Below are 15,260 nucleotides of genomic sequence, written 5' to 3'. Positions count from 1 at the left end.
TCTCCTAGTTCCATCTTTATACATTTCATTCCTTTTACCCAGCCCTTTTCATCCTCTAATATTTCTACTGGATTTGTTAAAAGGTTAAATATTATTCCTTCTTCCTTTGCATGGTGTACTTCTTCTACCCTTGCTGGAAGTTCTGCCTCTGACCTTCTATATACTATATGAACCTCTGCTCCAAGTCTTAAAGCTGTTCTAGCAGCATCCATAGCAACATTTCCACCACCTACTACGGCTACCTTTTGTCCTACTTTTATAGGTGTATCATATTCATCTTTGAATGCTTTCATTAAGTTATTTCTTGTTAAAAATTCATTTGCTGAAAATACTCCATTTGCATTTTCCCCTGGTATTCCCATAAATCTTGGAAGCCCTGCTCCAGATCCTATAAATACTGCATCAAATTTTTCTTCTTCTATAAGCTCATCTATAGTTACAGTTCTTCCTATAATTACATTGGTTTCTATTTTAACTCCTAATTTTTTTACATTTTCTATTTCACGCTTTACTACAGTATCTTTTGGCAATCTAAATTCTGGTATCCCATACACTAAAACTCCACCTGGTTCATGAAGAGCTTCAAATATAGTTACATCATATCCTTTTTTAGCTAAATCTCCTGCACAAGTAAGTCCTGCTGGACCGCTTCCTATTACTGCTATCTTTTTATTTTTACTATCTTCCCTCTGGGATAAATCTACATTATGTTCTCTTGACCAATCTGCAACAAATCTTTCAAGCTTTCCTATAGCTACCGGTTCTCCTTTTATACCAAGAACACATTTTCCTTCACATTGGCTTTCTTGAGGACAGACTCTTCCACAGACTGCTGGTAGTGTGCTGTATTTAGCTATAGTTTTTGCAGCCTCTTCAAATTCTTGATTTTTTACATGTTGTATAAATTCTGGTATTCCTATTGAAACTGGACATTTTGTTACACACATTGGCTTCTTACAATTTAAACATCTGCCAGCTTCTTTAACAGCTTCTTCTTCATTGTATCCTAAGCATACTTCTTCAAAATTAGTAGCTCTTACCTTTGGATCCTGTTCTCTAACTGGTGTTTTTTTCATTCTATCCATTATGCATTTCCCCCCGCTCCTATATGACATACATGACCTTCTTTTTCTTCTTCTACTTTATGAAGCCTTTTTCCTTCTTCAGTTTTATATAAAGCTTGTCTTTTCATAGCTTCATCAAAATCTACTAGATGTCCATCAAACTCTGGTCCATCTACACAGGTGAATTTTGTTTCTCCACCTACAGTTACTCTACAGGCTCCACACATTCCTGTTCCATCTACCATAAGTGTATTTAAACTTGCAATGGTAGGTATTTTATATTCTTTTGTTAACTTGATTACAAAATTCATCATTATCATAGGACCAATAGTTATTAATCTATCATAATTTTCTCCACTATCTATTAGTTCTTTTAATTTATTGGTTACAAATCCATGAAATCCATAAGAACCATCATCTGTACAAGGATATACCCTTGCTCCTAACTCTACCATTTCCTTTTCTAATAGTATAAAGTTTTTGCTTTTTCCTCCTATTATAACCTCTGGTTTTACTCCTCTTTCACAAAGCCATTTTACTTGAGGGTATACAGGTGCTGCTCCTACTCCCCCTGCTACAAATATTAATTTCATATTTTTGAGGCTTTCTAAATCCTCTTCTAGAAATTCTGAAGGCTTACCAAGTGGTCCTACAAAATCCATGAAGTAATCTCCTGCTTTAAGCTGTACCATTCTACTAGTTGAAGATCCAACAGCCTGTACAACTATGGTTACCGTTCCTTTTTCTTTATTATAATCTGCTACAGTAAGTGGGATTCTTTCTCCTTTTTCATCAATTCTTACTATAATAAATTGCCCTGGTTTCGCTGATTTAGCCACCCTTTTTGCTTCTACTTCAATAGAATATATCTTTGGCGCTAATTCTTTTTTTTCAATTATTTTATACACTTTTATTCCCCCTATTCTCTCCCAATTAATATAAATCTAAAAATTTTCCTTACAAAGAATAATATATATTATACTTCTTAAAAATTCAAATATTTAAAATTTCTATACTATATTAAAAACTATATTAAAAACTATTAAGTCTTGGGTACTAATCTATAAACTATAAATTTAATAAAAATTTCATTCAAAAGCACAAATTTTATTTGTTATAATTTTATATATAAATAATGAATTTTATAAAGTAATATGCAACTCTAAAACTTCCTCTTTTTAAAAAGGAAGTTTTAAAGTTATAAGTTATACAATAAAGTTATATTACTTTATTGAAATAGTTTTTTAATTAAAATGCTACATCTTCTCCGTAGTATGTGCAGGCAAATAATTTTTCCATAGTTTCATCATCAATTTCTCTTGGATTTGATCCAGTGCAAGCATCCAATACTGCATTATGAGAAATATATTTAACATTTTCCTTAAATTCTTCCTCTGCTATACCATATTCTTTTAAATTGGATGGTATATTCATAGTTTTATTCATTTCTCTAATCATTTCTATTAATGATTTTACTAATTCATCCTGATTCTCACCTGCAAGTCCAAGTTTTTTTGCAATAGTTGCATATCTTTCACCACAGGATTTGGCATTATATTGAATTACATAAGGTAGGAAGATTGCATTAGCACATCCATGAGGAATATGGAATACCGCTCCAGTTTTATGAGCCATTGAGTGCGTAATTCCAAGTAGTGCATTTGAAAAAGCCATTCCTGCTAAACATTGAGCCAAATGCATTTGTCCTCTTGCTCCTTTATTTCCATTATAAGATTTAACTAAATATTCCTTTACCATAATTATAGCTTGCATTGCAAGAGGATCTGAAAATACAGATCTTAATCCTGCCACATAAGCTTCTATAGCATGGGTTAGAGCATCCATACCAGTATGAGCTGTTAATTTTGCTGGCATTGTTTGAGCTAAATCTGGATCTACTATAGCTATGTCTGGAGTTAAATTAAAATCAGCTAAAGGATATTTTATCTTTTTCTTGTAATCAGTTATAACTGAAAAAGCTGTAACTTCCGTAGCAGTCCCACTAGTTGATGGTATAGCCACAAATCTAGCCTTTTGTCTTAATTCTGGTATGCCGAAAGGTACAACAGCTTGTTCAAATGTAAAATCTGGGTATTCGTAGAATATCCACATAGCCTTTGCTGCATCAATTGGTGATCCACCACCTATTGAAACTATTAAATCTGGTTCAAATTCTCTCATAACAGCTGCACCATTCATAACAGTTTCAACAGAAGGATCTGGTTCTACTCCTTCAATTAGTTTAACCTCTATACCTGCCTCATTTAAATAACTCTCTACTTTATCTAAAAAACCAAATCTTTTCATTGAGCCGCCACCTACAACTACTACGGCTTTTTTACCCTTTAATGTTTTTAATGCTTCTAGGGAACCTTCTCCAAAATAAAGATCTCTTGGTAATGTAAATCTTTCCATATCGAACTCCTCCTCATATTATAAATATTAGAATATTTTTATTAATCTTATTATTTCACAAATATTTAAAGCAAGTATTATGCCAAAAATTTAACAAAGTTACAGAATTAAATTGTGTTCTATTATAATAATATACGGATTTTTTATAATAAACTTAAAATCAAATATCTGCTTACTATCTAAAACACCTATATACACAGGCATTCCCTTAATCTACAGATTAATATAAAAAAACAAACTATCTGATAAAATAATAACTACTATATAATAAATAAATTTTATTTTATTTATATTTTACTCTAATAATAATATACATCACTTTAAAAAATTAAAATTTTAAATAGCTTATTGTATAATATTTATACAATAATTTGAGTTTCACTGTATAAATATTAAACACTGTATATTTTTTATACAGTGTTTGTTGTTTTTATCCAAAATTTTATGATTTTAATATTCTACAAAAAATTCGATTTTATTTTTATTTAAATAAAGAATTTCTCTATTATGAATAAAAATCCTTTGAAAAATCAAATATTATATTTCTTAATTTTTGAATATAGGGTAGCTCTAGTTATACCAAGAGCCTTTGCACTTTGTGACATATTTCTATTATATTCATTCAATGTATTTATAATAGCTTCTTTTTCAATTTCCTCTAATGTTCTTATTTTATTACTATATAAAAGTCCTATATTATTTTCATGAAAATTATGTTTATGCTCAATATTTTTAAAATCCTCTTCCAATATAAAAGAACTATCTCCCTTTAAATTAACTATGTTCTCTATAAAGTTTTCCAGTTCTCTTATGTTACCTGGCCAATTATATTCTAACATATTATAATATATATCTTCCTTTATATGAGGCATTGGTTTGTTTAATTTTATGGCTTTACTTCTCAAAAAATATTTAATAAGTATAGGTAAATCTCCTCTTCTTTCTCTAATAGGAGGTAATTTTATAGGTATTACACTTAATCTATAATACAAATCCTGCCTAAAGGTGCCCATTTCCACTTCTTTTTTTAAGTCCTTATTAGTAGCAGCAATAATTCTTACATTTACAGGTATTATTTTATCCCCACCAACTCTTGTTACATACCCTTCTTGCAAAACTCTAAGTAAGTTCACTTGCATATCTAAAGGCATTTCTCCAATTTCATCTAAAAATAAAGTTCCTCCATTAGCCAACTCAAATTTACCCGCATGTCCACCTCTTCTTGCTCCCGTAAAAGCTCCCTCTTCATATCCAAAAAGTTCACTTTCTATCAAACTTTTAGGTATAGCTCCACAATTTAAAGCAATAAAACTATTTTTCCTTCTATCACTATAATTGTGAATCGATTGAGCCAATAATTCTTTTCCTGTACCACTTTCTCCTTCAATTAATACAGTAGAGGGGGATGAACTTATACTTTTAGCATAGCTTATTACCCTATTTATTTCTTTACTTTCACCTATAATATCTTCAAAGTTATATACAGCTCTCATACCACTATATTTATTAACTAAATCCAACACCGTTTTTATTTCTTTAAAAACAATAACCATTCCTATTATTTCATCTTCTATTTGTATTGGAGTAGCAGAAACATTATATCTCCCTTTAATCAATTTATCATTTAAAACCGCTTCTTTATCCTCATAGGTTTTTCCATTTTTAATTCTTTCAAATATATCCTGCCAATTAGGTAATATGTTTTCTACATTTTGCTCTAATACGTCTCTATCTTCAATTCCAAGAATATTACAAGCTGCTTTATTTATGGTCTTAATCTTTCCATTAAAATCCACCACATATATTCCTGAAGATATTGAATCTACTATAGTATTCATATATTGATATGTTTCTAATAATTTTTTATTTGTATTATCTACATTTATTTGATTTTCTATAGATTTAACGGCTGCTACAACTAATCCTAATGTGTGAGAATGAACTTTATCTCTATCTCCACTTAAATTTAAAGATCCTATTATTTCTCCATTTATATCATGTATAGGTGCTGCAGAACATGTCCATCTGTGATAAGCTTTTATAAAATGTTCTCTTTCAGATATTTGAATAGGTATGTTCTCCTTTATAGCTGTGCCCATAGCGTTTGTGCCAATACTATTCTCTGACATAAATGCTCCCATTACCATATTTAGATCATTGGCAATATCTATTACTTCTTTATCTCCAATAATTTTTAAAATACATCCTTCTTTATCTGTTAAAATTATAAAAAACCCTGAACCCTTTAAAAAATCATATAATATTTCTATAAAAGGAGATGCAACTTCTAAAAAGTTCTTGTTTTTTTCTATATTATTAGTAATTTCTTTTCCTTTTAGAATTTTTTTGGGGAAAACTCTATTTTCCTCTATTCCAAAATAAACAGATCTCTCATGAGATTTTTTTATTATATTATCTTGTTTTTCTTTACCATAAATCAAACCATCACTTCCTTATGTGAGTATTATATCAAAAATTTAGATTTTTATTTACCTTATAAAATATAATCTTAAAAAAGATAAAGAAAAATACTATGAATTATTTAAAGAAATAAAAGAGTAAAATGTATCTTTCATTAAATGAAAAATTAAAAGAGGCTTTTAAAGTTCCTGTAATCACTGCGGGAAGAATGGACAATCAATTCTAAAAAAGAGTTATATAATGAATTAAAATTTGATGATAAGGATCTGTAGAGGTAATAATGCGTAATGTATTTATTAGGAGATGCAAAAGATGTAAAAAATATTATGACTGCTATATGGGATGCCTTTGAAGTAGCAAGACATATATAAAAAACTATCTTAAAATAAATTTAATTTAACTTCTTAAAAATAAAAGTAGATAGTTGTAAATAATAGGTAGTTATATCAATGATTTTTTAGTTGTTCTAAAAAGGTAGAAGATAAGAAAATAACTTATATACCCATGCAATACTGCTTAAACACTGTCCCCTTTCAGTTTTTCATTTTACTATAAAATGCCTATAATATAATCCAAATGAAATTTTTTTTTGCTATTTTAATAGACAGTACACCGTTGCCATAACCAATATCTAAGATCTGTCCATTATCAACTTCTAAATAGAACAAACCATAATCAATCATTTTACTTTGAATTTTATAATTACTACCATAATAAAATGAACCTCTGTAACTAAAAATATGACACATTGCGAATTCTGAAGATAGAATTCATTATCAATGAATTTGTTTTAATAGTCCATTTTATTGAAACTATCTTTCCTTCTGCAAATAAAAAAAAACTTATATTACATAAGTCATAACAAATTAATATATTTTTTTTGCATAACAGCCGTTACGTAGTACTGTTAAATATACTTGAAAGCATAGAATTACACTCTAAACTTTCAAGTGAAATTTTTTATTATTCTATTCCAGGCACCAACTAATATGCTACAACATCTACTTGAGTTAACACATCATGAAAAGTTAAGTCGCTAGCATAGAATTATAATCTAAATTTTCAAATGAATTTTTCATTATTCTGTTCCAACCACCAACTGCATAATTTGCTATAACTTCTGCTTGAGTTAGTGCCTCATGAAGAGTTAAATCACTATTTAATACATTAATATAAGAATGCATACGCCATGAAACCAAACAATGTATTGTATATTCATTTATATTAGGATTCCTACTTGTTTTGCACTTATACAACTCCAAAAATTCTCTAAACACTTCCTCCACTAACTGAAGAACTTCATTATAATAATTCTCATAGCAAGACCCCTGTGATTTCATAACCAACAGAATAAATGCAGTCTTATTAGCATACATATACTTCATAAACTTCTTTTCATGCTCAACATGATAATTGAGATTATCTATATATTTACAATTACCATTCCAAATATTTTTGTAATTTTCTTTTTCTCTTTCTACAAAGGCACAAATAATTTTTTTAAAACTGTTTGCAATCTTTTTTACTAATGACTTAAATAAGTCTTCTTTATTATTAAAGAAAAAATATAGTGCTCCAGTTGTAAGTCCTACATTTTTACATATAGTTCTTAAGGAAGCTTTCTCATATCCATATTTCAAAAACTCATTTTGTGCAGAAATTAAAAGTTTTTCTCTGGTTTCCATTGTATTATATATGGCTATCCTCTCCTAACTTCATATACTCCATAACACTTAATAACTTGGAGTATAGTATTATATATGTAAAGTTTATATAATTCTAAAAAATTATTAATATGCTTACATTAAAATTTTTTACTAAATATCTTCTAAAATTCTCTACTTCTCCACTTATAAGAAATTAGTTAATCTTAAATTTCATCAAATTAATAACTACTAAATGTTATTTTTATATCTGTTTCATATATTTTTACCTTTTACACACTTAAACTAAATCTATTTTAGTTTATTTCACTTTCATTTCACCTACATTACAAACTTTACTATTTTCACATCCTAAATTTGCAAATTCAATAGCTGGTTTGTTGGTTTCGGGATTTAATATACACACTTTCAGTTTATAAATTCCCCATGGTAAATTTTTATCTAGTGGAATTTGAAATGGGATATCTACACTTCCTGGAAGTAGATTTCTAATATCATAATTCAAATTTTCTTTTTGTACAATCTCTCCTTTAGAATCTTCTAAAATCACTTGTATTGGCCACTTAAAGTAAAATGGTGCAACCCCAGAATTTTTTATGCCTATACTTCCAATTAAACTTTGCCCTGGAGAATTTAGATAAGAATATTGAATTTTTGTAATAGTGTATCTATAACCTATTATATTTAGCAATCTATCTAAATTCTTTTTCTTTTCCTTTGGTAATCTTATGTATCCAGGATTACTTGGACCTAACCAAGTTGTATGACTATTTTTTATCATATTAATTGTACTTTCAATATTTTTATTTTCTAAATACATATCTCCTGGATAATTTGCAAACTCCCCGCCCGAAGGACTTTTTTTCCAATATCCATTCATTTCAGGATTGTACTGATCATTGTCAGGAACTTTATATCCATTATTTATCCAATTTAAAAAGTAATCATTAGTTTGAAATTTGTCACCAAAGGAATCATTAAACAATCCCATTTTATTGTCTTTTGCTATCTGGAAAGGCCTTCTCATTAATAAAATCTTATTGCTTAAATACTGTATGTAAGGTCTAACGTACTTGTCTGTTACACTTGCATTAGGAAATTTATTTTCTACATTTGATATGGAATTATTCCATTCTCCCCATTGACCAATACTTCCTATTTCAACAAATACCACAGAACTATCCTTACCATATCTTTTTCCTAATGCTTTGATTAATTTGCTATGATAATCAATTAGTATTGGATTATTATATTCGGGCGCAAATCCTTTATTTCCATCTTTATCATACCAAACTCCCTTTCCCTGAATCTCTTTATACAGCCAATCTGGAATATCCATGTGTTTTTCACTAGAAGGATAATCCATATATACCCTTATAACATAGCTTTTATCTCTTTTCCAATACTTATATTTTATCTTTTTCTCAATTGCATTAAAATTAAACTTTCCCTTCTGAGGCTCTAATTCTCTCCACGATATTCCCGCATAAACCATAGAAAAAGGTTGTTCCGTAGAGCCTGAAGTAGCATCCATAACTAACCCCATATAAGGATTAATTATTACTCTATTACTTTCTTTAAATTCATTAACTTTAAATTCTTTATTTACAACACCTATACGTTTTTTATTATGAAGAAACATTATTACTATAATCCCAATAATTACTATAAGTAATAAATTAACAACCCAAATTTTAATTTTCATCTTATTCTGCATAATCTCCATTATATCTTACAAGAGAAGCATCAATAACACCTTCCATTTCTGATATTTCATTTACAAATGCTGTGTTATTATTTTTTACTTTTACTTCTAAAGCCATCTCAGTGACCCCTCTTGTAATAGATTTAGACTTTATAAAATATTGTACTTCTTGAAGTGTAACGATTAATTTTTCATTTATTTTTTCTTCATAATGTATAATAAACATATAGGTATTGTTTTTCACTTTATAATTTGTTAATAGTTTAATAGCTAGTCCTACAAGAAGAGATCCCAAAATAGCCACGGAATATATTTTGGCACCACAAGCTATTCCCACTGTTATGGCCCAAAACATATACATTACATCCATAGGATCTTTAATTGCAGTTCTAAATCTAACAATACTAAGTGCACCAACCATACCTAAAGATAATGCAACATTTGAACTTATAGTTAATACAATTAACGATGTTAATAAACTCATCACAAACAATGAAATATTATAACTATAACTATATACTACGCCTCTAAAAGTATCTTTATATATATAGAAAATAAAGGATGCTACAATGGCTGTTATTATCAGACATATAACTACTTGTGAAATGGGTATTTTTCCAAAATGATCTACTTGTGTGAAACTTTTTTTAAAAATATCTTGAAAAGTTAGACTTTTATCCATGTTTCCCCTCCATTTATATATTATTTTTTTGTACTCTACAAAAAACATACTTAGAAATTGCACTCAAATCTTCCGCATCTATACAGATCATTTTACGTACACTTTCAGGTAAAAACTCATTAAATTTCACTTCCATTATCATCTTTGGCATGGCTATAATGGTTTGAGTTGCAATATTTTCATTGAAAATATTATTGTCTGTATAAGATACTCTTAAGTTTTTATCAAAGGTAATTCTAGTTTCACTTATTTTTCCTACATATGCTTCTCTATCATAGTCCACAATTACTTTAGGAGCTAATATTTTATTTTTAATTTCCCAATAAAAATCTCTTTTCAAAGGATGCTTTGAAGAAACTAATGATTTATAATCACCATTAATAATCTCATCATACTCTTTTCTTGAAATTGTGGCGCTTTCTTTACAAACATATTGACCAACTTTATTTTTTCTTTCAAGTTTTATTACCTTATCACTCATATTATAAATTCTTATACGATATTTCTTTCTAATATTTACGCCAAAATTTTTTTCATATAATGCACTGTCATATATATCATCATAATATAAACTTCTAATAAAATATTCTCCACTTTCATCTGCATTTTGGTCCAATTTTAGTACATATTTAATTCTATTCCTTACTGAAATATAATCATTGTAATTTATATAATATTTTAATTCATGCCTAAATTTTTTTCCTCCATTTCTCATATTTTTACCTACTCCCTCATCATTTAACTTCTAATTCCTTTACTCCATAATATTTAGCATCTCCATCGTAACAACTATCAAAGGCTACTTGCTTCCTACCATTAGAATCGCAAATTTCCACTTTCCAATAATATTTTCCTCCTTCTAAATTAGGAACATTTATAAAAGTGCTTTTTATAGAGTCCTTTTTAAACACTATATTATTAAAGCTAGGATCTTTACTAATAGTAAAATTATATGTTAAACTATTTCCTTTGAAATCAAAGGATTCATCCCAATTAAACCTATACTCATTTCCCTCAACCTTTGGTTCACCTAAAAATATTGGCATTGGTGTATTCATTGAATCATAGAATTTCTTCTTATTTTCTTCAACAATAGAAGGTAACCTTTTAATCTCTTTTTCATAATTTTCTTGAGTTGACGGCAAAAATTGTATATCTGGTTGACTTTTAATAATAGCATTCGTTTCATTATAATATTTAGAAACTAAGCTCTCTATTTTATCTTTAGACATATATTTAGATATTTCTTCAACTTTTTGTGTTAAATCTTTTAAATTCTTAGGATTAGATAAAAACCTCTTATGCAACTTAACCCCCCAATAATTAGATAAAGGTTCCATTTGCCAAGGTGCAAATTCTACCTTTTGATCTCCCTGGGACTCAAATCCAAAAGCACCGTCATAGTCCCAAGGTATAAAATACCATTTGTCTGAAGTAACGGGACTAAAAAGCAAGAAGTTTTGAGATGTTGTATCTCTATTTCCTGTTAAAATATTTATAGCAAGCCAAGTTAAATAATTTTCTCTATTAAAATGCTTATTTATTACATCATCAATATTTAAATCATAATTGTTTACATCATCTAACATTTTTATTAATCTAGTATGATCTTCTATCCCTCTACATTTTAATATTTTACTAAACTCCACTTTATCATAGGCAGGATCAGTTACATTTTTAATTCTGTCAGCGTATCTATTAAACTCAAAAAATTCTGCCTTATATAAATACCCTTCTTGAGCTAGTCCATGATTTTTGATATATGATTCATTAGGTTGCTCAATTTGAGTATATAATCCTTGGTCTACAAATTCATTACTTCCTCCAGCTAAATCCTTAACATAAACTTGAAAAAATTCTGTTCTCATACTAAAAATATCTGGAATTGTCTTAATTAAATCAAAAGCTAACTTTGCTCTTATCCTTGTCAAATCATAAGGACACTTATTTAGATTTATTACACTTTGTCCCTTCCATTTTCCAGCTTTTTTAGAAAGCTTTATTTTATATGATTTTTGTGCTGCTCTACTGGTAGCATGTCCCTTAGGTTCAATAGTTGCATTCACATCTGAACCAGCCATTATAGGAGAAGGCTTATCAAACTCAACTTGTACATTTAATTTAGGTTTTGTTTCTGGTTTGCCCTTTTGAGTTAAAAAATTATGAAATCTGTATCTATATAAATTACCCATATTTTTTTTATTATCTTTTGCAACGGTAATATATATTTTCCTAACACCATCTTCATCCTCTTCATAAATTGCTTTATTATCTTTAACAGTATATTCAACTTTTCCACCATTTTTTATACTTTTTTCTTCAACCTTATTGACAATTATGATATTTTTGACAAATAATAAAATAACTATTATAAGCACTATTATTAAGGATATTGCAATAATAATTACGTTTTTTCTGCTAATCTTTTTCACTCAATTTGTCTCCTTTCATAATTTTATTATGGTATAATCTAACAAAAAAACCATCCACTTTTTTTATAAACATTGGTTGAGAAGCAAAAGTATAATAATCTATTTCTTTTAAAAACGAATCAAGCTTACGATATGAATAAATAAAGGAACTTAAAGCTGCTACAAAGAATCCAAATCCATAAAAATACTCACCTAAAAATAATGTTAATAATGTTAATAAAAAATTTAACACACAGAAAACAATTGATATTTTCATAGCATTTACCATACTGTCAAAATAAAGTAAAATCACTACTATAATATACATTATAGAAAAACTCATGCTTCCTAAAACTAGTATAGAAAATATATCTGTTGGCAATCCTGCCAGCCCTATCTGAGGTAAAAATTTTTTTCCAAATACCATAAATACTAAACCAATAATAAATTGCATTTCAATAAGATAATTTAGTTCAGAATACAATGTAGAAATCATTTCTGACCTTGCTAAATTAATATCTTCTATGTTTCCTTTTTCCTGAGATACCATATAATATTTCTTATATTTAGGATAAAATGCAGTTTCAGTCTTTACTTGAAATAGTACCGTTATCGGCATTAATGATAAAAAAGCATAAAATAATGCAATATCATAAAATGGCGCAACTCTAAAAGTATTCTCCACAGTTATTCCCTTAGGACTAAGCCAAAACACAAAATTATGTATATACATTCCAATATAATATAAAAAACCTGTAATAAATATATATGGATATTTATTAAAACTTGTAATTACTTCAAAGCACTCTTTATAGTTAAAACTATTTTGCCCAAATTCTTTTATTATCTTTTTTATAAACAACATTATCATTACAAAGAATCCAAAAGTAATAGAAAATAACGCACTATAAAATATACTAAACTTTATAAAATAACTTAAAACAAAATAAATTACTATTATATTACCAATCCCTATCAAAAAACTCTTTAAAATTGCTACATAATCTTTTAAAACAGATATGTATACTGATTGAATCCATACTACTGATAATTCACCTAAAAGAATTATAGAAAGTATTTTTACACAACTACTTATATTAGAATTAATATAAAATAAATTTGAAATAGTAAAATCAATTACCAAAACTATAGATAAAATACCAAATAGGGAAGGTACTATCTTTTCTTTATTATCTTTATATATACAATCTGAAACATATCTGGATATTAAAAGAGAAAATCCTCCTGTAATTATTAATGAAAATGAAAAACAATATACTATTATTGTCACAAAATATTCTACACTTTTATAACTTTCGCCCATAACTTTCATAAAATATTGCATTGTCGTAATTAGTAATATACATAAACATGTAGGTCCAATACTTACCAAGGAAGATATGAAATATGCTCTAATATCATAAAACAAGCTATGTTCTTTAAAAAGTTTTTTTAATTCAAAACCTATTCCAGCCATTATATTTCTCTCACCACTTCATTATAAATTTTTTTATAACTATTTATGAAATTTTCAATAGTATACCTAGTTGAAACTCTTGTATATGCATTTCCACCCAATTTATCCATAAGTTTTTTATTGTTACTTAATTTTATGATAGCAGCACCAAAGCCTTCATAATCCATAACAGGCACAATTATTCCAGCCTGTGCTGTATCATCCATGGTTCCATACATGAGTTCTTTGCAGCTTCCAACATCTGTAAGGACATGTGGTTTACCACAAGCCATCCCCTCTAATACTGCTAATGGTTGGCCTTCACTTATACTTCCAAGTACAAGAATGTCCATCTTACCTACATACTCTTTAACATTTATCTGGCCTGTAAATGTTATATTTTTAAGCTTCAGTGATTTAGCAAATGCCTTACACTCTTCAGTGTAAATAGGATCCTCATCTTCTGGTCCCATTATGAAAAGGTGAATATTTTTCACCTTTTCATAAGCTACAGCAAATCCTTGAATAATTGTTTTTACATCTTTTATTGGAACTACTCTCAAAATAGCCCCAATATTTATAATTTCATCTTTTTCTTTCTTTCTATTAATATTATTAAAGTCTTTGCAATTTACCCCATTAGGTATTATTGATATTTTATTTTCTTTACATCCTAATTTAACCTGAATATTTTTATTTCTTTCAAATAAGGTTATTACCTTATCTGAAAACTTATAGGCACATCTTGATAATGTATAAAAAAACTTTATCCAAAAATCCTTCAAATCGCTTTCAACCCAATCAGCCTTTATTAATTCTTCTTCTCTTTCTCTTGTATATATTCCATGTTCTGTAAGAATCATTGGAACATGATATTTATACTTTCCAAGGGACGCAATAACTCCAGCATACCCAGTGGACACACTATGATAAATATCAGCTTTAGGAATCTCATTTCTAAGAATTTGGAATAAAGTTAAAATCATTGATCGTATGGTCCAGAAAAAATCATTAAAACCTATATAAGGATATTTCTCTTCACATATCTCACGAATAATATCATAAAAATCTTTACTCATTAAAAACTCTGAAACAGAATAATTTTTATGCTCTTCAATAAATGAAAAAAGATCATTCCAATTTAAATTTTCTCCTAATATTAAATTCTTAATAACATTTTTCTCATTTTCTTTAAGATTCATCTGAATTATTACTTCACCGCTATCCTTAAGATATGTATCTAAAAAAATTTCTTTAACCTGAATAATGTTTTCTGGCAATTTGTACTTAAACTTCCCTTTTAAACTTTCCTCAGCTCCTATTGCAAAAATTACAAATTCATGCTCAGGCATTAATCTTACAAGACTTTGTATCCAGCTTGATACCCCTCCAGTAACATATGGATAACTCCCCTCTGCTATAATACAAATTCTCATCTCACA

General features: G+C 28.1%; 11 protein-coding genes. All 11 read right to left on the bottom strand.

Features of this window, described 5'->3' with window-relative positions; translation table 11 throughout:
- Positions 1 to 1,085: NADPH-dependent glutamate synthase (gltA, locus tag ACYUEW_RS12640; RefSeq protein ID WP_460276890.1), on the bottom strand; the 1,085-nt coding region annotated here is incomplete at its 3' end.
- Positions 1,085 to 1,972, bottom strand: a complete 888-nt coding sequence (locus tag ACYUEW_RS12635) for a sulfide/dihydroorotate dehydrogenase-like FAD/NAD-binding protein (protein ID WP_460276889.1) — start codon at positions 1,970 to 1,972, stop codon at positions 1,085 to 1,087. The genes gltA and ACYUEW_RS12635, both read right to left, overlap by 1 nt.
- Before the next feature lie 340 nt (positions 1,973 to 2,312).
- Positions 2,313 to 3,479: an iron-containing alcohol dehydrogenase gene (locus ACYUEW_RS12630; protein WP_003486164.1), complete on the bottom strand. Its 1,167-nt coding sequence runs from the start codon at positions 3,477 to 3,479 to the stop codon at positions 2,313 to 2,315.
- 530 nt (positions 3,480 to 4,009) lie between these two features.
- A complete protein-coding gene (locus ACYUEW_RS12625; protein ID WP_003486166.1) occupies positions 4,010 to 5,920 on the bottom strand; it encodes a sigma-54-dependent Fis family transcriptional regulator in 1,911 nt (636 codons plus the stop codon).
- A gap of 1,008 nt (positions 5,921 to 6,928) precedes the next feature.
- Positions 6,929 to 7,585 carry a TetR/AcrR family transcriptional regulator gene (locus ACYUEW_RS12620; protein ID WP_003486170.1) on the bottom strand — a complete coding sequence of 219 codons (657 nt, stop codon included), beginning with the start codon at positions 7,583 to 7,585 and terminating at the stop codon, positions 6,929 to 6,931.
- A 280-nt stretch (positions 7,586 to 7,865) separates the two neighbouring features.
- A complete protein-coding gene (locus ACYUEW_RS12615) occupies positions 7,866 to 9,281 on the bottom strand; it encodes a DUF4832 domain-containing protein (protein WP_147567975.1) in 1,416 nt (471 codons plus the stop codon).
- The gene (locus ACYUEW_RS12610; RefSeq protein WP_032883719.1) at positions 9,271 to 9,951 is read right to left on the bottom strand and encodes a DUF4956 domain-containing protein; all 681 of its coding nucleotides are present in this window, start codon (positions 9,949 to 9,951) and stop codon (positions 9,271 to 9,273) included. The genes ACYUEW_RS12615 and ACYUEW_RS12610 overlap by 11 nt, the downstream gene beginning before the upstream one ends.
- 13 nt (positions 9,952 to 9,964) lie before the next feature.
- Positions 9,965 to 10,666 carry a polyphosphate polymerase domain-containing protein gene (locus ACYUEW_RS12605; RefSeq protein ID WP_003486176.1) on the bottom strand — a complete coding sequence of 234 codons (702 nt, stop codon included), beginning with the start codon at positions 10,664 to 10,666 and terminating at the stop codon, positions 9,965 to 9,967.
- Positions 10,667 to 10,685: 19 nt separating this feature from the next.
- Complete coding sequence (locus tag ACYUEW_RS12600; RefSeq protein WP_003486178.1) at positions 10,686 to 12,383, bottom strand: CotH kinase family protein; 1,698 nt, start codon at positions 12,381 to 12,383, stop codon at positions 10,686 to 10,688.
- A complete protein-coding gene (gene pelG / locus ACYUEW_RS12595; protein ID WP_043031888.1) occupies positions 12,370 to 13,839 on the bottom strand; it encodes an exopolysaccharide Pel transporter PelG in 1,470 nt (489 codons plus the stop codon). The genes ACYUEW_RS12600 and pelG overlap by 14 nt, the downstream gene beginning before the upstream one ends.
- A complete protein-coding gene (pelF, locus tag ACYUEW_RS12590; RefSeq protein ID WP_003486185.1) occupies positions 13,839 to 15,254 on the bottom strand; it encodes a GT4 family glycosyltransferase PelF in 1,416 nt (471 codons plus the stop codon). The genes pelG and pelF overlap by 1 nt, the downstream gene beginning before the upstream one ends.
- Positions 15,255 to 15,260 lie beyond the last annotated feature (6 nt).

It is taken from the genome of Clostridium sp. CTA-1, assembly GCF_054768215.1.
Note: the sequence above shows the minus strand (reverse complement) of the source record. Positions and strands in the feature narration are given on the sequence as shown.